This is a genomic window from Bradyrhizobium diazoefficiens, assembly GCF_016612535.1.
Classification (GTDB): Bacteria; Pseudomonadota; Alphaproteobacteria; order Rhizobiales; family Xanthobacteraceae; genus Bradyrhizobium; species Bradyrhizobium diazoefficiens_C.
This window is the reverse complement of sequence record NZ_JAENXS010000003.1, coordinates 125,064-145,786: the sequence shown is the minus strand read 5'-3', so window position 1 is coordinate 145,786 and position 20,723 is coordinate 125,064. Positions and strand designations below refer to the sequence as shown.

Below are 20,723 nucleotides of genomic sequence, written 5' to 3'. Positions count from 1 at the left end.
GCACGCGCCCTTACCCAGAAAAGGTATCCCCAACTGGTTAATGTTAGTTGCTACAGGTAACCAGCAGGTTCAGATTTCGCCAGAGTTCAAAATGACTTCCAGCAAAGTTCCGGCGCTTTCCGCGCGAATCGAGCGGTTTCCCATTGCCGGCAGTTTCACGATCAGCCGCGGCGCCAAGACGGAAGCCGTGACCGTTGTGGCCGAAGTGAGCCAGAACGGCCTGACCGGCCGCGGCGAATGCGTGCCCTACCCCCGCTATGGCGAGACGCCCGAGGCGACGCTGGCCGCGATCCAGGCCATGCGGGCGGCCGTGGCGGGCGGGCTGACGCGGCAGGCCCTCCAGGCCGCCATGCCGTCGGGAGCTGCCCGCAATGCGCTGGATTGCGCCCTGATCGACCTCGAGGCCAAGGCGGCCGGCCTGCGAGCCTGGAAGCTGCTCGACTGCCCGGAGCCCGTCGAGCGCACCACGGCCTACACGATCTCGCTGGGCACGCCCGAGGCCATGGCGGCGGCGACCGCCAAGGCGGCGCACCGGCCGCTGCTCAAGATCAAGCTCGGCGGCGACGGCGACCCGGAGCGGATCGCGGCGGTGCGTAAGGCGGCGCCCGAATCCGAGCTGATCGTCGATGCCAACGAGGCTTGGACCGACGCCAATCTGGAATACAATCTCGCCGCTTGCGATGCGGTCGGCGTCACCCTGGTCGAGCAGCCGCTGCCGGCCGGCAAGGACGACGCGCTGGCGCGGATCAAGCGGCCGCTCGCGGTCTGCGCCGACGAGAGCGTGCATGACCGTGGCTCGCTGGCGCCGCTCCGCGCGCGCTACGACGCCGTAAACATCAAGCTCGACAAGACCGGCGGTCTCACCGAGGCCCTCGCCATGGCCGATGCCGCGCAGGCGCTCGGCTTCGAGATCATGATCGGCTGCATGGTCGCGACCTCGCTGTCGATGGCGCCCGCCATGCTGGTGACACCGCAGGCGCGCTTCGTCGATCTCGACGGCCCCTTGCTGCTGGCGCGCGATCGCGATCACGCCCTGCGCTATGACGGCAGCCTGGTCTATCCGCCCGACTCGTCGCTGTGGGGATGAGCCTTGAGCCGGTGCCGTGCCGACCAGATCACAATCGCACCGGCCGCGGCCATCGCCGCCATGACGTAATAGAGGTCGTCGCCGATGCGGGCGTAGATCGCGCCTGAGGCGATCGATGTCGTCGCGCCTAATAAGCCACTGCACGCGGCATAGTAGCCCTGCCCCCGCGCGATCTGATGCGGCGGCACGCGCTGCACCAAGAGACTCATGGTGCCGACGACGGTCATGCCAAAGGTGAGGCCGTGGCCGAGCTGCGCGATCGCGAGCAGCACCAGCGGCGGCTCCTGCGCCGTGATGATCCAGCGCAGCACCGCGCTCAGCCCGCCGATCGCCATCAGCGACGATGGATGCAGCGAGAAGCGCGGCGACAGCGCGAACACAATAATCTCGGCAATCACGCCCAGCGTCCACAATCCCGCGATAGTCAGCCCGCCAAGTCCCTGGAGCTGCCAGTTGATGGCGGAGAACGTGTAATAGGCGACGTGGCTGCCCTGGATCAGCGCAGCCGAGGCGATCACGGCCCAGAAGCCGCCATCGCGCAGCAAGGCCTTGCCGGCCTGCGTCTCGGCAGTCTTTCGCCTGACGCCGTCGAGCGGCTGCAGCAGCAGACTGGCCATGACGGCGACGACCGCCCATGCAACGATGATCCAGATCAGGTCGCGCGCGGCGATGTGGTCGACGAGAGTGCCGCAGGCGAGCGAGCCGGCAGCGAACGCCGCCGAGCCCCACAGTCGCAATGGCCCGTAGTCGAGCCCGTAACGCGCGACACCACGCAGCGCATAGGCATCGGTCAAGGGCGTGGTCGGCGTCCACATCATGCAGGTGAACGCGTAGACTAGGAACAGCGCCAGCGGCTGGTGCTGAAGGCCTACGGCCGCAAAGCCGATTGCGGTCGCCAGCACCGAGATCATCATGGCGATGCGAATCGCCTGTCGCTTTTCGGCAAAGGCGGTGATCTGCGGCAGCGTGGTGAAGCGCGTCAGCGCCGGCAGCGCGTTGATGAGACCGATCCAAGACGCATCGATGCCGATCGCCTTGAGCCAGACCGGAAAGAACGGCAGATGCGTGCCCGACACCGCGAACACGGCCGAATAGAACAGCGCGAGACTCACGGCGAATCGCCGCTTGACGGTTGCTGCGATGGGGATTTGTGATTCGGGTGGCATCAAACCAATTGCGATTCGGTCGATATCGTGATGATCGTTACAGTAACGCGCGGTGATTTGCGCGACGAGATTGACATGGCCAACGAAGCATTCGCCCTCTCGCCGATGTCCGCCCGCGCGGCCGAGCCGAACGAGCAGGATTACGACGCGATCCGCGAAGCCTTCATGGAGACCGCGCGCGGCCGCTGGTTCCTTGGCGAATATGCCAAGCGCAACCGCAACGCCGACACCAGCATGGTGCTCGACGCGGTCGCAAAAATCGAAGAAACCCTTGCGGCACAGCGACAACCCGTCGTCGAGGACCGCCTGCCCGAAGCGCTGGTCGCGATCCGCCGCGCGGTCGAGGACGCGGAAAGCGCCGCCGGCAAGGCGTTCGACCCGGCCGTGCTCGAGGCGAGCCTCGCAGCGATTCCGCGCGGCGTGCGCATCATCAAGGAGATCTCCTGGCGCTGGCGCGAGATCGGCGCCGACGGACGAATCTGCGACCTGATTGATTCGCAGCTCGCCTCCATCGAAGCGGCCTGCGCGCAAATTTCGACCATCGACCCGCGCGCCGAGCTCAAGGCCGCCTTCGATCTGCTCAAGGACCGGATCGAGCAGACCGACGCTGACGGCGTCGCAGCGCCGCAGGCCGCTATGCGGCCGGCTCCGACACAGGAATCGCCGGCGCCCGTGGCGGAAGCCCCGCTTGCCCAATCGCCCGCCGCGATGGCAGGCGAGACACCCGTGGCTTTTACGGAGACGGCGCAGGAGATCGCACCGGCTGGCGAGCCCGAGGCAGCCGTTGAAGCAAGCGTCGTCGCTGAGGACGCGATGGACGTCGCCATCGCGCCCGAGATCGCCGAAAGCCACGTCGCCGTCGAAGAGAGCTTCGCTGCGCCTGAGGAGAGCCTCGCCGATCCCGCAGCCGTCGCGGAAATCACCGACGAGTTCTCGCTCGATGCCGCAGCGGAAGCCGAGGATGACGCCGTGCTCGCGCGGATCGCGATGGAGATGGCCGCGCCCGATCCGGAGTTCGACGCAATCGTCGAGCTCCTGGAGATGCCCGCGAGCGTTCCCGAGCCGGTGGCCGTGGAGCCGGAGCCGCACGTCGTCCCCCCCTTGGAGGAGCCGGTTGTTGAAGCCCCAATCGCGATGGAATCGCTCGCGCGCCTCACCGATGCCATCGCGGAAGCGGCCGCCGAAGTGATGGAGCAACCGGCCCCCGCCATGGCGGCCATGGCAACATTCGGCGCGGCACCGACCGCGACACTGCCGATGCCGTCCCCCCTGCCCGAACCCTCGCTTGGCGCCACCATCCTGGCCAGCGGCATCCTGCAAAAGGCCCACCCCGCCGCCAACGACGCCCTCGCGCCGATCCGCCGCATGACGCAGGCGGAAAAGATCGCGTTCTTCTCGTAAGGGGGCCACTCCCAGCGCCGCCGTCGATGTTGGATGAGCGCTCGCTGTTTTGATCTCCGTCATGGCGAGCGCAGCGATGCATTCCAAAATCTCTCCGGAGGCCTCTTAACTAATCACGCCCTTGCGGATCAGGAAGCAGCCATAGCCCCTGCTGTCTCCGACCTGCACGACACCGAAGCCCGCGGCCGCCGCACGATAGAAGTCCGGCCGCGAGAGCTTGCCGGGCGCGACCGGACGCCCGACGGAATCCGCGATCTCCGCCAGCACCGCGCCCTGCACGTCCGGCATGCGGTCGGGATCGTCGACCGGCATCATCACGCGCACCGGATCGGGATCGAAATCGTCGAGCGGATAGAGTGTCATGATGGCGCGCACCGCGGTCTCCATGCGCATGCCGGGCAGCTGGATCAGGCGCTGCGACGAGGTCGTCCGCGCGATGTGGGTGGCTGGATGATTGGCGTCGACGACCACGAGGTCGTCGCCATGGCCCATCGAGGCCAATAGCCAGAGCAGATCGGGTGTCAGGATCGGATCGATCGATTTCAGCATGTGGTGGCGCTCCGCCGAGGTTCCAGCGTGATTCAGATCACGCAGCCTACCATGGTGATCGCGATCACGGACCCCCGGCTCGAACGCGATCTAGTTTCCTCGCAACCAATCTCGCATCGAGATCAGCCCCGAGGGTGCACGCCATGTTCCGCCTGAAATCCGTCCTGATGATCACCGGCCTGCTGGGAAGCCTGTTCAGCTTCGCCTGCGGCCCCGTTTCCGCGCAAGTCGCCCCTGTCGAACCGGCTGCGCCTGCCGCGCTGCAAGGCCCGGAGCAGCGTGTGGCGCTGGTGATCGGCAATTCGAACTACCAGAACGCGCCGCAGCTCGCGAACCCCGACAACGATGCGCAGTCGATGGCGCAATTCCTCAACTCGGCCGGTTTCGAGGTGATCTCGGCGACCGACCTCGGCCAGAATGACATGCTGCGCGTGGTGCAGGATTTCTCGGCCAAGGTTTCCGCGCGAGGGCCGAACACGGTGGCGATGGTCTATTACGCCGGTCACGGCGTGCAGCTCGCCGGCGAGAACTACCTCGTCCCGGTCGACGCGAAGGTGACGAGCCAGAGCGAGCTCGTCAACGACTCGGTCCGTCTGGTCGACGTGATGTCGACGCTGGAGACGATCCCGAGTCGCATGCGCATCGTCATCCTCGACGCCTGCCGCAATAATCCGTTCCCCAACGTGAACGACGCCGGCCGTGGCCTCGCTATCGTCGACGCGCCGAACGGCTCGATCGTCGGTTACTCGACCGCGCCCGGCGCCGAAGCGCTCGACGGTTCTGGCGGCCACAGCCCCTACACCCAGGCCTTCCTGAACGTCGCGCGCCAACCCAACGTTCCGATCGAGCAGCTGTTCAAGCGCGTGCGGCTCGAAGTGAACCAGACCACCAGCGGGGCGCAGATTCCGTGGGAGAGCTCGTCGCTGACGTCGGATTTCACCTTCTTCGGCGATACGGCCGTCGCCGCAAATCGCGCGCCGGTGAATGCGCCGGTGGTGCAGATGGCGTCTAACCTGCCGAGCCGCTCGACCCGTCAGGCCTATGACTATGTGCTGTCGGAAGGCCGACCCGAGTACTATCAGGAATTCATCGAGATGTATCCACACGACCCGCTGTGCGACCACATTCGCTGGCTGCTGTCGAACCTTCTGCTCACGCAGGCCTGGCACCAGGCGGTGCTGGCGAACTCGCCGATCGGCTACCACGCCTTCTACAAGAACTACGGCAACAGTCCCTATGCGCAAATGGCGCTGAAGCTCGAAGCGCAGCCGAAGCCGATCCCCTTGATGCAGGCGACGAAGTTTTTGGCCCCGCAGAACGTCGCTCCGACGCTCAAGATCGGCAATCTCGGCCAGCCCAAATACGTGCCGCTGATCCAGCAGGGTCATGGCGGATCGCAGATGAACGCGAACCTGCCGGTCATGCAGAAGCCGGTCGACAGTAACGGGATCGGCAAGGTCGTCACCCTGCCCGCGCCGACCAACACGACGACGACCAATGGCGGCATCGGCAAGATCGTGACGCTGCCGGTGACCAACACCAATCGGAACACCGGCAACAACAACGCCGGTGCGGTTAACGGCGCCCCGGGCAAGATCGTGAGCATGCCCGTGACCATCGGCAAGGGCTCGACCGTCGATGTGAAGACCACCGACGTGAAGGCGACGAATGTTCAGACCCAGGACCAGCCGCTCCGCATCAACAATGGCGTGAAGCTTAACAACAACCCGGTGAACAAAGTGCAGGTCCAGAACAACCGGCCGCAATTCAATACGGTGGGCAATGGCGGCGGCAACAATGTCCGTCAGTCGATGAACCAGTCTAGCGGCGGCAACAACCACCGCAGCTTCATGCACTGATGCCACGAAGGTGGTGTGCTCCCTCTCCCGCTTGCGGGAGAGGGCTGGGGTGAGGGTGTCTCCGCAATGGGACAGTAGCGGTCGACCGAGAACGTCCCTGTGTCGAGAGAGCCCCCACCCGGCGCTTCGCGCCGACCTTCCCCGCCAGCGGGAGAGGTTGCACCGTGCAAGCGGCAAGTACGAACGCAACAAACATAGCAAAGGGGCAGAGCGGCGACGCTCTGCCCGTTCTTCATGTCAGAAGTTCAGGCCACCAGCTCGGCGAATAGATCCGCATCGACATTGCCGCCGGAGAGCACGATGACCACGTTTTTCCCCGTGACATCGAGACGGCCCGCGAGCAGCGCGGCGAGACCCACCGCGCCGCCGGGCTCGACCACCAGCTTCAGCTCGTGATAGGCGAACGAAACCGCCGCGCCGACTTCCTTGTCCGATGCCGTCACGCCGCGCGCGAGCAGCTTGCTATTGATCGCAAACGTCATCTCGCCGGGGATCAGCGCCATCAGCGCGTCGCAGATGGTGCGGCCGGCAGGCGCATGCGGCTCGCGATGGCCTGCGGTCAGCGACAGGCCGTGATCGTCGAACGCCTCGGGCTCGGCCACCACGATCTGGGCCAGCGGATAGCGCGCCTTCACCGCGGTCGCGACGCCCGCGATCAGGCCGCCGCCGGAGGCCGGCGCCACCACGATGTCGGGCGAGAGGCCGAGGCCCGCCATATCGTCCGCAATCTCGCGGCCGGCGGTGCCTTGGCCGGCGATCACGAAGGGATCGTCATAGGGCCTGACCAGCGTCGCGCCGCGCTTCTCGGCGATGCCGCGCGAGATCGCCTCGCGGTCGTCGTTGTAGCGGTCGTAGAGCACGACCTCGGCGCCGTAGGATTTGGTGCGCTCGCGCTTCGACAGCGGCGCGTCCGCCGGCATCACGATGGTCGCGTGCATGTCGAGGATTTTTGCCGCGGCCGCGACGCCCTGGGCGTGGTTGCCGGAGGAGAACGCGACGACGCCGCCAGAGCGCTTGTCCTGCGGGATCGAGGCGACCTTGTTGAAGGCGCCGCGGAACTTGAAGGAGCCGGTGCGCTGGAGCATCTCCGGCTTCAAAAAGACCTTTGCGCCGACGCGCTCGTTGAGCACCGGAAAGGACAACAGTGGGGTGCGGACGGCGAAGGGCGCGAGCACGCGCGCTGCGGCATCGATATCGGCGGGGCCGATCGGAAGGGGCTGTTCGGTCATGTCAGATGTTATCGCGCCGGACGAGGCGCGGGCAAGACACCTCCGCGCGAGGATTTGCAAAGCGGTTTCGAGCGAAGTGGATGCCGGTTCGCGTCAAGAAAACCGCGTCAGAACAAGAATCTAGGCGACGAAGCGTGGCTGATCCGCGCCGTCCCGGCCGGGCAGCACCGCACCGACCGCGCGGATGCTGTCCACAAAAGCCCTGGCCGAGGCCTCCCAGGTGTAATTGGAGGCAAATTCGACGCAGGCTGGCCGCGAAATGTCCAGCGCCGCGAAACAGGCATTGCGAAGGTCATGGTCCAGCGCGCCGACCGGCGCATCGCCGATGACGTCGCGGGGCCCCTTCACCGGGAAGGCCGCGACCGGCAGGCCGCTCGCCAGCGCCTCGAGCAGGACCAGGCCGAACGTGTCGGTCTTGCTCGGAAACACGAAGACGTCCGCCGCCGCATAGATGTCGGCCAGTTCCTCGCCGTGCTTCTCACCCAGGAAAATCGCGTCGGGATAGGCCTCTTCCAGCGCGATGCGCGCCGGCCCGTCGCCGACGATCACCTTGGTGCCGGGCAAATCGAGGTCGAGGAAGGCCTCGAGATTCTTCTCCACCGCCACACGGCCGACCGAGAGAAACACCGGGGCCGGCAGGCAGAGGTCGATGGCGCGCGGGTGGAACAGATGGGTGTCGACGCCGCGCGGCCACAGCACGACGTTGGCAAAGCCGCGCTCGCCGAGCTCCTGGGCCAGCGCCGGCGTGGCCGCCATGACGGCCCGGCTGGGGCTGTGGAAGCGGCGCAGCGCCCGCCAGATCAGGGAGCCCGGAACCGGCACACGGGCGCGGACATATTCGGGAAAGCGGGTGTGGAAGCTGGTCGTGAACGGCAGCTTGCGTTGCCGGCAGTAGCGGCGGACCATCAGGCCGATCGGCCCTTCCGTCGCGATATGGATGCTGTCGGGACGCGCCTCCTCGATCAGCTTCGCGATTCGCGCCGGGCGCGGCATCGCCAGCCGCACGTCGCGATAGCTCGGCATCGCGAAAGTGCGGAACGATTGCGGCGTCAGGAACGTGAACTCGACGCCAAACGTCGCGGCGGCATCAGCGAGCTTGGTCAGCGTCCGAACCACACCGTTGACTTGCGGGTGCCAGGCGTCGGTCGCGACCAGAATGCGCATCAAGCTGCCTCTGTCATGCAGCCCTGGCTGCCACCTGCGGGACTTCCGCCGGCTTCTGCAAATGATCCGCCCAGGTGATGATCTCGAAACGCCCGTCATCGTGCTCGACCAGCGCGGTGCAGCTCTCCACCCAGTCGCCGCAATTCATGTAGCGGATGCCGTTCTCGTCGCGGATCACGGCGTAGTGGATGTGGCCGCAGATCACGCCGTCGGCGTCATGGCGCCGCGCCTCGGCGGCGAGCGCCTGCTCGAACGCACCGATATAGTTCACCGCGTTCTTGACCTTCTGCTTGGCCCATTGCGACAGCGACCAATACGGCACTTTGAACATGCGGCGGAAGAAGTTGACGAAGCGATTCATCTGGATCGCGAAGTCGTAGGCCTTGTCGCCGAGATGGGCGAGCCAGCGCGCGTTCTGCACCACGAGGTCGAAGATGTCGCCGTGGATGACGAGATAGCGCTTGCCGTCAACGCCGGTGTGGACGGTGTTTTCGACCACATCGATGCCGCCGAAATGCGTTCCGTAATAGTTGCGCAGGAACTCGTCGTGATTGCCGGGGATGTAGACGATCTTGGCGCCCTTGCGCGCCTTGCGCAGCAGCTTCTGCACGAGATCGTTGTGCGATTGTGGCCAGTGCCAGCTCGATTTCAGCGCCCAGCCATCAACGATGTCGCCGACGAGATAGATGGTGTCGGCATCGTGGTAGCGCAGGAAATCCAGCAAAAGGTCGGCTTGCGAGCCGCGGGCTCCGAGATGAACGTCGGAGATGAACAACGTGCGAAAGCGCCGCTCCGGGCTTTCGTCACTCACATCGTAACTTCCCATGCGACAGCCTGTAACAATGTCCCGTGACAGGGGGATGACCGATTGAACCTTTGAGGCACCCTCAGATACGAATCAAACCTTGCCTCGCCCTTCCCGCGAATATCAGTCGCATGCGACAATCAGGCGACATGAAACGGCCAGGGGTCCCCGCAAAAGTCCGGAACCGGACCGACCCTTTGGCTAACGGCCGGGAGCCGTGCCGCCGCGCGAAGACGGCGTCAGTAAAACTTGTGGAAATGATGGATCGGCCCGTGGCCGTGACCGACGCTGAAGCGGTCGGCAGAAGCGATCGCCGCGCTGATCCAGCTCTTGGCGTTGCGCACGGCCGTTTCGAGATCCTCGCCCTTGGCGAGGCCCGCCGCGATAGCCGATGACAGCGAGCAGCCGGTGCCGTGGGTGTTGCGGGTGGCGACGCGCGACGCGGCGAGTGCGATCGTGTTGCCGGCGCTGACGAGATAGTCGATGCTTTCTGCGCCCTCGCCGTGGCCGCCCTTGATCAGGACCGCGCGACAGCCGAGCGCCAGAAGGCGGCGTCCCTGGCTCTCGATCTCCGCCTCGCTTGCCGCGATCGGCTCATCGAGGAGCGCGGCCGCCTCCGGCAGATTGGGCGTGATCACCGAGGCGAGCCGCATCAGCTTCGTGCGCAGGGCCTCAACGGCCTCCGCGGCCAGCAACCGATCGCCGGATGTTGCGACCATCACGGGATCGAGCACGATATGGCGGGGCTTCCAGCGCGACAGCGCAGCAGCGATCGCATCGATGCCTGCGGCCTGCGCCACCATGCCGATCTTCACCGCGCCGACGTCGAGATCGGAGAACACCGCATCGATCTGCGCGGTAACGAAGTCTGCGGGCACCGCGTGAATGCCGGTGACGCCCTTCGTGTTCTGCGCGGTCAGCGCCGTGATGGCGGAAGCGCCGTAGACCCCGAGCGCAGCAAAGGTCTTCAAATCGGCCTGAATGCCGGCACCGCCGCTCGAATCGGAGCCTGCGATGGTGAGCGCTGCGGGCGTCGTCATCGCGGGATAAGCTTGCTCGAAGAGAACATGGCCATCGTCGTCTGTCCTAACATGGCCTGTCCTAGCGCGCCCCCAAGCCACCAGCAAGCCGGCACCCGCAAGTCGGACCCGCCACTGTGGCCAGGTCGGCGGCGCAGGTCGGCGGCCCCACGGATCGCCCAGCGACGAATCAGGCGATGCGGGTCCCACCTCGCCGTGTCGTCCCGCGAGCGTGCACATCCAGCAAAAATTATGACCTGGGCATCACCCGGTCTTGGCGCGCCCATCCAGATGGGCGAAACGTTGGGTTGATTCGTCCAGCAACGCCAAGTTGCGGGCCGGCCTCGGCGCGCAATCCTCTCGGGAAGATAGCATGTGGGCCTATTTCGAACGTATCCTCGACTCCTCGATGTTCTCGCCGCACGGCATCTGCCTGCTGTGGGAGCCCGAGCTGATCTGGCTCCACGTCGTCTCCGACGCCTGCATCGCGACGGCGTATTTCTCGATCCCGTTCGCGCTCACCATTCTCGTCATCAAGCGGCGCGACCTCCAATTCGGCTGGGTCTACTGGGCGTTCGCGATCTTCATCATGGCCTGCGGCCTGACGCATGTGCTGTCGATCTACACGCTCTGGGTGCCGATCTACGGCATCGAGGGCCTGGTCAAGGCTGCGACCGCCATCGCATCGATCTTCACCGCGGCCGCGCTCTGGCCGCTCCTGCCGAAAATTCTGACGATCCCCTCCGCGTTCGAGCTTCAAAAGGTCCAGGCCGCGCTCGAGGAGGAGGAGATCAAGACGCGGGACGCGACGCTGTTGCTACGGCAAGTCGGGGACGCCCAGCGCGCGATGCGCGAGAGCATGACGCGGCTGACGGCGGTCGTCGAGACCGCGGTCGACGGCGTCATCCTGTTCGATGCGCAGAACCGCATCCTACTGTTCAATCCGGCCTGCGAGCGGTTGTTCGGCTACAAGGCAAGAGAGGTGATGAATCGGAACGTCAGGGTGCTGATACCCGGCGAAGCCGGCGCCGTGCCCGACAGCCAGGCACCGGATTTCACGACCGGCGGCGAGACGACCGGCCTGCGCAAGGACGGATCGACCTTTCCGATGGACCTGTCAGTCGGCCAGGCAACGCAGGACGGCGAGCTGATCTTCGTCGGCATCGTCCACGATTTGACCGCGCGCAAACTGACCGAGCAGCAGCTCCAGCAGGCGCAGAAGATGGAGACGGTCGGCCAGCTCTCCGGCGGCATCGCCCACGACTTCAACAATCTCCTGACCGTGATCATCGGCAATGCCGAGCATCTGAGCGAGCAACTCAAGGGCCGGCCCGATTTGCGGCAATTCGCCGACGACATCTGCGAGTCCGGGGAACGCGGCGCGGAGCTGACGCAGAGACTCCTGGCCTTCAGCCGCCGCCAACTGCTCCAGCCGCAAGCGATCGATTGCCGCGAGCTGCTGGGATCCATGCTCAAATTGTTCAAGCGCACCTTGCGTGAAAACATCGAGATCAAGACCGCCTTCGGTCCCGGTACGATCCAGGCCTTTGCGGACCGCGCCCAGCTCGAATCCGCCGTGCTGAACCTGGCGCTCAACGCGCAGGACGCGATGCCGGCCGGAGGCCACCTGACGCTCAGCACGGAATTGGCTGCGATCGATGACGATTATCGCGCGCTCCACCCGGAAATTGCGTCCGGCGCCTACACGCTGATTTCCGTCACCGATGACGGCGAAGGCATGACGCCTGACGTCATCGACCACGCCTTCGAGCCGTTCTTCACCACCAAGGAAGTCGGCAAGGGCTCGGGGCTCGGACTGAGCATGGTCTATGGCTTTGCAAAACAATCCGACGGCCATGTCTCGATCTATAGCGAGCAAGGCCTCGGGACGACCGTCCGGATCTATCTGCCGCGTGTCGGCGCCGGTCAGTCCGTGCCCGAAGCGCCCGAGAACGACGACGCGGCGCCGCGCGGACACGAGACCATCCTGATCGCGGAAGACGATCCATTCGTGCGCTCTGCGGTTATCCTCAGGGTGGAATCTCTTGGCTACCGCGTCGTCGCCGCCGTCAACGGCAAGGAGGCCTTGCAGCGGCTGCGCGCCGACCCCGGCATCGACATGCTGTTCACCGACATCATCATGCCCGGCGGGATGAGCGGCTGGGAGCTCGCCGATCAGGCCCGGCGGATTCGACCGGGTCTCCCGGTCCTGTTCACCTCCGGCTACGCGCTGGAGGCTCTGGTCGAGCAGGGCCGCGCGCAGGCGCAGGCGGTCATCCTGACCAAGCCCTATCGCAAGGCCGAGCTGGCCCAGCGGCTCCGGGACGCATTCGCAGCTGCTTCGGTCACCTCGTAGGGCAAAAGCGGTATTTGCGCGCGGCGGCTTATCCCTGCGGCCGGGCAAGTCCGCTTGCCAAATCCGGCTGGTTTTGGCCTATTAGCCCCCAAAGATGTGCTTTCGGAGTGACTGCAATGGTTCCTTTTTTCGTCCAGATCAAATGCAAGCTCGGCCAGTCCTACACGGTGGCCAACGCGCTTGCCGAAGCCGAGATCGCCTCCGAAATCTATTCCACGGCCGGCCATTACGATTTGCTGGTGAAGTTCTATGTCGACAACGACACCGACATCGGCCACTTCATCAACGAGAAGGTGCAGGTGCTGCCCGGCATCCAGGACACCCTCACCATCATCACCTTTAAGGCGTTCGGCGCGAGCTGACCCGACGCAATTGGCGCAAGCCGCATGGTTGCGCAGCCGGGCGCCTGTGCTAGCGTCCCGCCATTGGAATGGAAGTGAGTACTGCAAGTCATGGTACAATAAGTCATGGCCCTCACCACGACGGTGCCGCTGCTGATCAGCCAGCAATTCGATAGTGAAGTGGTCTTGGCCAACTATCAGAATGGCGTCTATTACAATCTCGACGGCAGCGCTGCGCAGATCTGGCTCGGCCTCAAGATCAACCGAACGGTTGAGGAGATCGGACGCGCGTTGGCTGTTGCGACCGGTGGCGACGTGACGTCGATCACGCAACAGGTGCAAGCCTTCATCGACAGCATGCTGGCGGAAGGCCTGATTGCGAACGTCACGCCCGATCCGCGCAGTGAGACCTCCATCGAGACTTGGACGCCGGTGCTGTCGGGCGCGTTCACCGCCCCGGAATTCCAGCGCTTCGACAATCTGCGGGAGCTGTTGCTGATGGATCCCGTGCATGACGCCGGCGAACAAGGCTGGCCGCTGCGCGAGACCCAAGAGAACTAGATGAAAGCTAGCGACCTCATCAGGCGGGAGATCGCGGGTGTTTTCGCCGGCACAACGCCGGAGCCGATCGAAGCGCACGCTCGCTGCGGGCCGTTCGGCTTGCATCTCAGCTTCGCCTCGCGGGATCTGGCCCGCATGTTCCTGCCGGCCTATATCCAGCGCACGGCAAACAGCGTCGATCTCGACCTCCGCTTCATCGCCGCCGATCACCACGATCTTTCCGCACTGGTGCCGGAAGCCTCCGAAAAGCCGCGGCTCCTGATCGAGGACGGCATCTATTCGGTATGGCAGCCGGCCATCATTCCCGTGCTGTACGCGGTCGATCTGGTGGCGCGGCGCGGCATCGCGTGGCTGCCGAAGGGCGAGGCGCCGCCCTGGATCCGCAGCCGGCCGGCGATCTCGCTGATCCACGCGATGATGCATGAGACGCCCTGGTGCGCCGTCCATGGCGCAGCCGTCGGGAGTGCGGCGGGCTTCACGCTGCTCGCGGGCGAAGGTCACAGCGGCAAGACCACCGCGGCGCTCGCCTGCGTCAAGGCCGGCTGGCGCTACGCGGGCGACGATTTTGTCGCGGTTAACGGTGCGACCGGAGAGATCGAGCCGCTGTTCTGCTCGGCACGGCTGCGCCCTGCCCTGGTCGATGCGTTTGGCGACCTCATCGGCGAAACCACGCCGATGTCGGATTTCAACGGCGAGCTGCGCCACGAGCTCAGCCTTGCCGGTCTCGGCGAGCGCATTGGTGGCGGCCGCTTGCGTGCGCTCTTCATTCCGCGCCGGCGCGGCGCTGCATCGCCCGAGTTCACGCCGGCGAAGCAATCCGACGCATTTCGCGCGCTGCTGCCGACCACGGCCTACGAGCTGCCGGGATGGCCCAACGAAATTGCGGACAAAGTGGCGCGGATATCAGGCCTCGCGCCGGTGTTCTTTGCCGACACCGGCACCACGCCGACGGAAATTCCCGCAGCTTTCGTCCGCCAACTGCAACGGCTCTGAGACGGCATGCGTGTCTCCGTCGTCATCGCCGCCTACAACGCCGAGACCTACATCGCCGAGGCAATCGAGAGCGTGCTCGGCCAGACCATTCCGCCGGACGAAGTCATTGTCATCGATGACGGCTCGACCGACGGCACGCGCAATATTCTCCGCCAATTCGGCGACCGCATCATCGTGCTCACACAAGGCAACAGCGGCCAGGCCGTCGCCGTCAAGAAGGCGCTCGCGATCGCGCAGGGCGAGCTGATCGGCTTCTGCGACGCGGACGATCTCTGGACGCCGCGCAAGCTCGAACTGCAGCTGGAGCTGCTCGAACGCCAAGGCGACGTCGAGGCCGTGTTCGGCAAGGTCGAGCAATTCGTCAGTCCCGACGTGCCGGATGGGCAGCGCGAGCGCCTCAAGCCGGCCGTTGCAATCATGCCGGGCGAGCTGAAGCAGTGCATGCTGATCCGGCGCGCAGCGCTCGACCGGGCCGGACCGTTCGACCAGAGCCTGCCCGCGACCTTCTTCATCGCGTGGCTCGGCCGCGCCAAGCAGAACGGCCTTGAAAGCGCGCATGTCGACGACATCGTCGTGCGCCGCCGGCTGCATCTCGGCAATGGCGGCCGCACCAATACGGACGCTCAGAACCGCGAGACGCTGCTGGCGTTGCGCAAGGCCATCAAGGCCCGGCGGCCGCCGGAGTGAACACGGTCACGCCGTCGAGCACGACCTGCTTCACGAACAGCCCGAGCAGTCGGGGATCGATCGAATGGCCGATATCCGTTGGCCTCTGGCAATCGAGCATCCGCAGCGCAATGACGACCTTGCGCTTTGCCGTGCCGACGATTTTCGCGCTCAGCGCGATCTTGAACGGCATCGCGTCGGTGCGCCCTGCCGCCATCTGCGACACCGATCCGATGCCGGCATAGGCGACGAGGCGAAACTTGTCCGTGCCCGGTGGCAGGAACGGCACCACCGCGAGTTCCACGGCGACGGGACCGCGCCTCTGGTCGTCGACCTCGACTTCGAGGATCGCGAACTGACGTTCGGTCCATCGCCCCTCGTCCTCCGGAATGGAAAATCCCTGCCCGAACCAGACGCCCGTCCCCCGCAACGAACGCGTTGCGCGCGCAGCCTGTTGCCAGATCCGCTTCAGGATTGCGTCTCTCAGATGCGGAAAATGCACGATGCTGGCATCGAACGCCGCCATCGCCGCTCCCGGCAGCTTTGGCCAATCCCGCCCCCCGAACGGCGCCCGAAAGCGCGCACGAAGTGCTGCGAGAAAGGCGACGCCAAATTGCTGCCATTGCGTGCGCTGCGCACGCGGCACCGCGCGGATGGCGATCTCGATCGACTTACCGGGCGGGCAGTAATCCCAAAGCTGATCCACCAGACCATCCGGCACGAGCGCCGGCATCTCGCGCGCGACGACGTCGAGCAATTGCGCCGCAAACAGGCTGCCATTGTAACGGGTCACGATCGCGCGGAAACGATCCCAATCGACCTTCGCGCCGCCGCGACTTTCAAGCACATGGACGACTTCCAGCGCGCGCGACACCATCTCGTTCTGATCGGACGGCTCCGGCCGCATCGCCGCGATCGCCAGATGCTCGGCAAGCCCCGGGATCAGCACCTCATGGGTCAGCAGCGTCCCGGTCTCCGCGGTCTTGAACAACTCCTCAGTGAAACTTTCGTCGTCGAGCCAGAACAGCGCCCGCCAGTGCAGATCGATGGCGCGGGCAAGGCCGGCCCGCGACATCGCCACCGCATGGATGCCGCGATCGAAATCGGATTCGGAGAACAGCTCGACCCGCATGCCGTGGCTGCGGAAATCGGCCTGCCGCAGCACCTCGAGCGCGCGCGGGGCATCAGCGCGCCGGACCAGGAGATCGTAGTCTCCCGTCATGCGCTTCGCCATGTAGCTCTCGTCGCGCGCGAACAGCGCGCCGCCCTTGATCAGCAGCGCGGCGATGCCGGCCGCCTTGAGCGCCGCGGAGGCCGCAACGACATCGCGGACCCGCGTCGCATTCGACAGCCAGACATGCTTGACGACCCCGCGCATCCGCCTTGTGTCGGCATCGACGATTCCCGCCATGTCGGCGGTCGCCACGAGCAGCGGCATGGTGCGGTAGACGACCTCGTCGGCCGCATCGAGCGGCTCGGAGGCGCGCCAGGCCTGATAGGCATCGATCGCGCTCTGGCCCTGCCCGAGGGCGGCCCTGAAAAGTGTGACATAGCGCGGCTTCAGCGCATTCGGGAGTTTTGACGTCATCTCAACCGAACGGTTGAATCGCGAGGCCCGCTTCGCCCGGCCCGGCAAAGTCACGCGTCGAAACGATCAAACGCAACCGCGCAAAGATTCGACGCCCCATGACAACGCAATTCCAATTCTCAACCGGCAGCCAAGGATGCGGGCGCAATCTCGGCGTGTCAATTGGAAACGGCCTGCGTCAGCCGCCACCTTGCTTGCGCTTGGGCGGCGTCGGGCCATCGATCGGCGGCAGCGACTTCAGATAGGCCGCCATCGCGGCGCGGTCCTCGGGCTTGAGCCGTGCAAGGTTCTTGATCACCGGCCGCATCGAGCCCGATGCGCTGTCGCCCTCGGGCATGTCGCCGGTTTCGAGGAAATCGGCAATATCTTTCTCGCTCCAGCTACCGATGCCCTTCTGCGTGATGTTCGGCACCCACCCCTCGCCTTCGGGATTGGGACCGCCGGCGAAGCGCTCGCCGCGGATGATGCCACCGAGGGCGTTGCGCGGACTGTGGCATTCGGCGCAATGGCCAAAACCGTTCACGAGATAGGCGCCGCGATTCCATTGCGCGGACCGCGCCGGATCCGGCATGAACGGCCTGACATCCATGAACAGCAACTTCCAGATGCCGACATTGCGGCGAATGTTGAAGGGAAACGGCAGATCGTGGTCGCGCACCCGGCCGGACACCGGCGGCAGCGTCTTCAGATACGCAAAGAGATCGCGGATGTCGTCGATCTTCGCAAGATGGTAGGAGGTGTAGGGAAACGCCGGGAAGTAGTGCGTGCCCTCAGGCGAGATGCCGCGCATCACCGCGTTGACGAAATCCGCCTCGCTCCAGCGGCCGATGCCGTCGACAGGGTCGGGCGAAATGTTGGGCGCATAGAACGTCCCGAACGGCGAGCCGAGCGCCAGGCCACCGCCGAGCCGCAGGCGGTCAGGCTGGTTGGGCACCGCATGACAGGAGGAGCACCCGCCGGCGTTGAACAGCTCCTGCCCGTTGGCGAGATCGGGTCCGCGCATCGGCGCCGGCAAGGCCAAAGCGGTCGGTGCCGTCAGCCACCAGTAGACAGCAAAGGCTGCGACGGCGGCAATCAAAATGACATGAATTGTTCGTCGCGGCATTGAGGATCCCATCGGACTCTGGCGAATTTACGGATCATCCCGCGGCCGCTCCAGCCACGAATAATTTAGATGGTTTGACCGGAATGCGGGAATAAAGTCGGAACCGCACTGTTTGCAAGTTGACCGCAATCAGGCGTCAACAGGGAGAGACCCATGAACAAAGCGCTTTTTGCCACGCTGGCGCTCGGAGCCGTCGTCGCATTCGCAGGCACGGCCAGCGCGGAGAAACTGAAGGCGACGCTGAATGGCAAGTCCGAAGTCCCCGCCACCACCAGCAGCGGCACCGGCACCGCCGATATCGACTACGACGCCGCCTCCAAGAAGCTCTCGTGGAAGCTGACCTATTCCGGTCTCTCCGGCCCCGCCACCGCCGCCCATTTCCACGGCCCCGCCGAGGCCGGCAAGAACGCCGGCGTCATGGTCCCGATCCCCGGCGCCGCCACCAGCCCGGTCGAAGGCTCGGCGACGCTGACCGACGCGCAGGCCTCCGATCTCTTGGCCGGCAAGCTCTACGTCAACATTCACACGGCAGCCAACCCGGGCGGCGAGATCCGCGGCCAGGTGACGAAGTAAGTTTCATCAGAACTTTATCGGCGAAGGCCGGGCGCAGGAAAGAGCGTCCGGCCTTTTCGAGTCCGTAGCCCAGTCTCGCAGCGCAATCCGGGATGGAGCTGTCCGCTCGGAAACCCTTCCCGGATTTCGCTTCCGCCTTCGCTCTTCGAGCTACGGCGGACAAGTCGCTCCACCCAGGCTACGCCGGACCTTTCCGCACGGCGACCTGGTGGCTCCTGAGGATCACTTCGGCATCGGCGTGCCAGGCGAGAAAAATGTCCACGGCAGGCGCGACACGCTCCGCGTCGGGATTGTCCGGCTTCCAGGTGTAGTCGTCCATCAGCATCACGCCGCCCTCGCGCAGCAGGCGCCAGGCGCCGAGGCAGTCGATCATCACGTCGTCACGCTGATGGCTGCCGTCGACATAGATGAAGTCGAACACCGCGTTCTCTTCGCGCAAAGACCCGAGCGCCTTGATCGAGGTCCCCGCGATCTTGCGCAGCCGCGTGCCATAGGCAGCGAGGTTGCGGTCGAAACGGCCGGCATCCTCGCTATCGAAGAGATCGACGCAAGTGAGATGCGCGCCCGCAAAAAACTCGAGCCAGAACAGTGCAGACCGTCCTTCCTTCGAGCCGATCTCGAGCACCCGCTTGGTCGTATCGCGCATATCCCTAAACAGCGCGCTCCAGGCAACCGTACGGGCGGCCACATAATCTCGCCGAAACTCCTTGCCCGCAAAAATGTACGCGTAGGGGTCCTGGGCCCGTGCCAGCGCGACAATGCGCGCGCGAAGTTGGGCGGAGGGATCGCTCATGCCTTTTCCTACGCCGCACTCAACGCCTGCTCAAGATCCGCGATCAGATCCGACGGATGTTCGATGCCGATCGACAGCCGGATGGTGGAATCGAGGACGCCGATCTTGTGGCGGATGTCGGCCGGGACGCCGGAATGGGTCATCGTCGCCGGCAGGCTCGCCAGCGACTCCGTTCCGCCGAGGCTGACCGCGAGCTTGAAGATTTGCAAGCCATTGAGGAACTTCTCCGCCCCCGCCTGGCCGCCGACGATGTCGAACGAGAACGTCGATCCCGCACCCAGGCATTGCCGCGCGAACACGCGCCCCGCCGGCGACGTCACCTCGTGATGGCCGAGATAATGGACCTTGGCCACCTTGGTGTGGTCGCGCAGATAATCCGCCACCAGGCGCGCGTTGCTGTCGGCCTTCTCCATGCGCAGGCTCAGGGTCTCGAGCGAGCGGTTGATCATCCAGCAGGAATGCGCATCGAGCTGGGTACCGATGGCGCCGCGCAGCGCCTTGACGCCCTTCATGATCGCCTTGGTGCCGAGCGCGGCACCCGCGATCAGGTCGGAATGACCGCCGACATATTTGGTCAGCGAATACAGCGAGAGATCGGCGCCATGCTCGATCGGCCGCTGAAACACCGGACCGAGCAGCGTGTTGTCGCAGGCGATGATCGGCGTGTGGCCCTGGGCCTTTCCGATCGCGTCGGCGACGCGGCGCATCAGCGCAACGTCGACCAGGCCGTTGGTCGGGTTGGCAGGCGTCTCGACCAGGATCATCGAAACCCGCCCCTTCCGCATCGCCTCGTCCGCGGCCTGGTTGACCGCCACCTCGTCAATGCCGTCGGCAAAGCCGACCGCGCCGATCGAGAGCCGCGCCAGCGTGTTCGTCAGCAGTGTTTCCGTCCCGCCATAGAGCGGCTGGGAGTGCAGAATGACGTCGCCCGGGCGGACGAAAGCCAAAATCGTCGTGGAGATCGCCGCCATGCCGGACGAGAACAGCGCACAGCTCTCGGTGCGCTCGTAGACCGCGAGCCTGTCCTCGACGATCTCGCTGTTGGGGTGGTTGAAGCGCGAATAGACCAGGCCCGCACCCATGCCCGCTGGCGGCTCGCGCCGGCCCGAGACGTAATCGAAAAAATCCTGCCCGTCCTCGGCCGTCTTGAATACGAAGGTCGAGGTCAGGAACACCGGCGGCTTGATGGCGCCTTCCGACAATTGGGGATCATAGCCATAGGTCAGCATCAGCGTTTCCGGATGCAGCATATGGTTGCCGATATGGGTTTTCGACGGAAACGGTTTTGCCATGGCCTGTCTCGCTGTTGATTCGGATCCTCGCCGGGCGTCGGCGTGAAGATAACCGTTCTGACAGCGATCCGTCAGGCCTTGCGCACTGGAATTTGCAGCTGCGCTCGTGGCAGTCCCGTAGCCCGGATGGAGCGACTTGTCCGCCGTAGCTCGAAGAGCGAAGACGGAAGCGCAAT

At 65.2% G+C, this 20,723-nt stretch carries 19 protein-coding genes; 9 read left to right on the top strand and 10 right to left on the bottom strand.

The window, feature by feature from the left end:
• Nucleotides 1–91: 91 nt before the first annotated feature.
• Nucleotides 92–1,087, top strand: coding sequence for an N-acetyl-D-Glu racemase DgcA (gene dgcA / locus JJE66_RS31810; protein ID WP_200519295.1), 996 nt, complete (start codon nt 92–94; stop codon nt 1,085–1,087).
• Here the strand turns inward: dgcA and JJE66_RS31805 are convergent.
• Complete coding sequence (locus JJE66_RS31805; protein WP_200519293.1) at nt 1,057–2,253, bottom strand: MFS transporter; 1,197 nt, start codon at nt 2,251–2,253, stop codon at nt 1,057–1,059. The two genes, dgcA and JJE66_RS31805, sit on opposite strands and share 31 nt — an antisense overlap.
• Before the next feature lie 75 nt (nt 2,254–2,328).
• Here JJE66_RS31805 and JJE66_RS31800 point away from each other — a divergent pair, with 75 nt between their 5' ends.
• On the top strand, nt 2,329–3,654 hold the full coding sequence (locus tag JJE66_RS31800) for a hypothetical protein (RefSeq protein WP_200519291.1): 1,326 nt from the start codon (nt 2,329–2,331) through the stop codon (nt 3,652–3,654).
• A gap of 105 nt (nt 3,655–3,759) precedes the next feature.
• On the opposite strand, the gene JJE66_RS31795 is transcribed toward JJE66_RS31800, so the two are convergent.
• Nucleotides 3,760–4,203: an RbsD/FucU family protein gene (locus JJE66_RS31795; protein ID WP_200519289.1), complete on the bottom strand. Its 444-nt coding sequence runs from the start codon at nt 4,201–4,203 to the stop codon at nt 3,760–3,762.
• Nucleotides 4,204–4,346: 143 nt separating this feature from the next.
• Here JJE66_RS31795 and JJE66_RS31790 point away from each other — a divergent pair, with 143 nt between their 5' ends.
• Nucleotides 4,347–6,062, top strand: a complete 1,716-nt coding sequence (locus JJE66_RS31790; protein ID WP_200519287.1) for a caspase family protein — start codon at nt 4,347–4,349, stop codon at nt 6,060–6,062.
• Between the two features lie 245 nt (nt 6,063–6,307).
• Here JJE66_RS31790 and JJE66_RS31785 read toward each other — a convergent pair whose 3' ends face one another.
• The 4 genes from JJE66_RS31785 to thiD form a co-directional block, all read right to left on the bottom strand.
• The gene (locus tag JJE66_RS31785) at nt 6,308–7,291 is read right to left on the bottom strand and encodes a threonine/serine dehydratase (protein ID WP_200519284.1); all 984 of its coding nucleotides are present in this window, start codon (nt 7,289–7,291) and stop codon (nt 6,308–6,310) included.
• A 120-nt stretch (nt 7,292–7,411) separates the two neighbouring features.
• Nucleotides 7,412–8,455: a glycosyltransferase family 1 protein gene (locus JJE66_RS31780; RefSeq protein ID WP_200519281.1), complete on the bottom strand. Its 1,044-nt coding sequence runs from the start codon at nt 8,453–8,455 to the stop codon at nt 7,412–7,414.
• Between the two features lie 13 nt (nt 8,456–8,468).
• Nucleotides 8,469–9,281: a UDP-2,3-diacylglucosamine diphosphatase gene (locus JJE66_RS31775; protein ID WP_200519279.1), complete on the bottom strand. Its 813-nt coding sequence runs from the start codon at nt 9,279–9,281 to the stop codon at nt 8,469–8,471.
• Nucleotides 9,282–9,499: 218 nt separating this feature from the next.
• Nucleotides 9,500–10,300 carry a bifunctional hydroxymethylpyrimidine kinase/phosphomethylpyrimidine kinase gene (thiD, locus tag JJE66_RS31770; protein ID WP_200519277.1) on the bottom strand — a complete coding sequence of 267 codons (801 nt, stop codon included), beginning with the start codon at nt 10,298–10,300 and terminating at the stop codon, nt 9,500–9,502.
• 352 nt (nt 10,301–10,652) lie between these two features.
• Between thiD and JJE66_RS31765 the strand changes: the two genes are divergently transcribed.
• The 5 genes from JJE66_RS31765 to JJE66_RS31745 all read left to right on the top strand — a co-directional run bounded on the left by JJE66_RS31765 (nt 10,653) and on the right by JJE66_RS31745 (nt 15,217).
• On the top strand, nt 10,653–12,635 hold the full coding sequence (locus JJE66_RS31765) for a PAS domain-containing sensor histidine kinase (protein WP_200519276.1): 1,983 nt from the start codon (nt 10,653–10,655) through the stop codon (nt 12,633–12,635).
• A gap of 116 nt (nt 12,636–12,751) precedes the next feature.
• The gene (locus JJE66_RS31760) at nt 12,752–12,997 is read left to right on the top strand and encodes an Lrp/AsnC ligand binding domain-containing protein (RefSeq protein ID WP_045008738.1); all 246 of its coding nucleotides are present in this window, start codon (nt 12,752–12,754) and stop codon (nt 12,995–12,997) included.
• A 105-nt stretch (nt 12,998–13,102) separates the two neighbouring features.
• The gene (locus tag JJE66_RS31755) at nt 13,103–13,537 is read left to right on the top strand and encodes a PqqD family protein (protein WP_200519274.1); all 435 of its coding nucleotides are present in this window, start codon (nt 13,103–13,105) and stop codon (nt 13,535–13,537) included.
• Nucleotides 13,538–14,530 (top strand): hypothetical protein, encoded by a 993-nt coding sequence (locus tag JJE66_RS31750; RefSeq protein ID WP_200519272.1) that lies wholly within the window; start codon nt 13,538–13,540, stop codon nt 14,528–14,530.
• 6 nt (nt 14,531–14,536) lie between these two features.
• The gene (locus tag JJE66_RS31745; protein WP_200519270.1) at nt 14,537–15,217 is read left to right on the top strand and encodes a glycosyltransferase family A protein; all 681 of its coding nucleotides are present in this window, start codon (nt 14,537–14,539) and stop codon (nt 15,215–15,217) included.
• Here JJE66_RS31745 and JJE66_RS31740 read toward each other — a convergent pair.
• Both JJE66_RS31740 and JJE66_RS31735 read right to left on the bottom strand, forming a co-directional pair.
• Nucleotides 15,192–16,784, bottom strand: a complete 1,593-nt coding sequence (locus tag JJE66_RS31740) for a nucleotidyltransferase family protein (protein ID WP_200519268.1) — start codon at nt 16,782–16,784, stop codon at nt 15,192–15,194. The two genes, JJE66_RS31745 and JJE66_RS31740, sit on opposite strands and share 26 nt — an antisense overlap.
• 178 nt (nt 16,785–16,962) lie before the next feature.
• On the bottom strand, nt 16,963–17,889 hold the full coding sequence (locus JJE66_RS31735; protein WP_200519266.1) for a cytochrome c: 927 nt from the start codon (nt 17,887–17,889) through the stop codon (nt 16,963–16,965).
• Between the two features lie 153 nt (nt 17,890–18,042).
• Between JJE66_RS31735 and JJE66_RS31730 the strand changes: the two genes are divergently transcribed.
• Nucleotides 18,043–18,462, top strand: coding sequence for a CHRD domain-containing protein (locus JJE66_RS31730; protein WP_200519264.1), 420 nt, complete (start codon nt 18,043–18,045; stop codon nt 18,460–18,462).
• Between the two features lie 178 nt (nt 18,463–18,640).
• Here the strand turns inward: JJE66_RS31730 and JJE66_RS31725 are convergent, their stop codons facing one another.
• Together JJE66_RS31725 and JJE66_RS31720 are read right to left on the bottom strand one after the other, a co-directional pair.
• A complete protein-coding gene (locus tag JJE66_RS31725; RefSeq protein WP_200519262.1) occupies nt 18,641–19,255 on the bottom strand; it encodes a class I SAM-dependent methyltransferase in 615 nt (204 codons plus the stop codon).
• Between the two features lie 8 nt (nt 19,256–19,263).
• Nucleotides 19,264–20,547, bottom strand: coding sequence for a cystathionine gamma-synthase family protein (locus tag JJE66_RS31720; RefSeq protein ID WP_200519260.1), 1,284 nt, complete (start codon nt 20,545–20,547; stop codon nt 19,264–19,266).
• Nucleotides 20,548–20,723 lie beyond the last annotated feature (176 nt).

Coding starts and splice junctions, on each gene's coding strand:
- dgcA (WP_200519295.1), top strand. CDS start 92: ATGACTTCCAGCAAAGTTCCGGCGCTTTCCGCGCGAATCGAGCGGTTT.
- JJE66_RS31805 (WP_200519293.1), bottom strand. CDS start 2,253: ATGCCACCCGAATCACAAATCCCCATCGCAGCAACCGTCAAGCGGCGA.
- JJE66_RS31800 (WP_200519291.1), top strand. CDS start 2,329: ATGGCCAACGAAGCATTCGCCCTCTCGCCGATGTCCGCCCGCGCGGCC.
- JJE66_RS31795 (WP_200519289.1), bottom strand. CDS start 4,203: ATGCTGAAATCGATCGATCCGATCCTGACACCCGATCTGCTCTGGCTA.
- JJE66_RS31790 (WP_200519287.1), top strand. CDS start 4,347: ATGTTCCGCCTGAAATCCGTCCTGATGATCACCGGCCTGCTGGGAAGC.
- JJE66_RS31785 (WP_200519284.1), bottom strand. CDS start 7,291: ATGACCGAACAGCCCCTTCCGATCGGCCCCGCCGATATCGATGCCGCA.
- JJE66_RS31780 (WP_200519281.1), bottom strand. CDS start 8,455: ATGCGCATTCTGGTCGCGACCGACGCCTGGCACCCGCAAGTCAACGGT.
- JJE66_RS31775 (WP_200519279.1), bottom strand. CDS start 9,281: ATGGGAAGTTACGATGTGAGTGACGAAAGCCCGGAGCGGCGCTTTCGC.
- thiD (WP_200519277.1), bottom strand. CDS start 10,300: ATGACGACGCCCGCAGCGCTCACCATCGCAGGCTCCGATTCGAGCGGC.
- JJE66_RS31765 (WP_200519276.1), top strand. CDS start 10,653: ATGTGGGCCTATTTCGAACGTATCCTCGACTCCTCGATGTTCTCGCCG.
- JJE66_RS31760 (WP_045008738.1), top strand. CDS start 12,752: ATGGTTCCTTTTTTCGTCCAGATCAAATGCAAGCTCGGCCAGTCCTAC.
- JJE66_RS31755 (WP_200519274.1), top strand. CDS start 13,103: ATGGCCCTCACCACGACGGTGCCGCTGCTGATCAGCCAGCAATTCGAT.
- JJE66_RS31750 (WP_200519272.1), top strand. CDS start 13,538: ATGAAAGCTAGCGACCTCATCAGGCGGGAGATCGCGGGTGTTTTCGCC.
- JJE66_RS31745 (WP_200519270.1), top strand. CDS start 14,537: ATGCGTGTCTCCGTCGTCATCGCCGCCTACAACGCCGAGACCTACATC.
- JJE66_RS31740 (WP_200519268.1), bottom strand. CDS start 16,784: ATGACGTCAAAACTCCCGAATGCGCTGAAGCCGCGCTATGTCACACTT.
- JJE66_RS31735 (WP_200519266.1), bottom strand. CDS start 17,889: ATGCCGCGACGAACAATTCATGTCATTTTGATTGCCGCCGTCGCAGCC.
- JJE66_RS31730 (WP_200519264.1), top strand. CDS start 18,043: ATGAACAAAGCGCTTTTTGCCACGCTGGCGCTCGGAGCCGTCGTCGCA.
- JJE66_RS31725 (WP_200519262.1), bottom strand. CDS start 19,255: ATGAGCGATCCCTCCGCCCAACTTCGCGCGCGCATTGTCGCGCTGGCA.
- JJE66_RS31720 (WP_200519260.1), bottom strand. CDS start 20,547: ATGGCAAAACCGTTTCCGTCGAAAACCCATATCGGCAACCATATGCTG.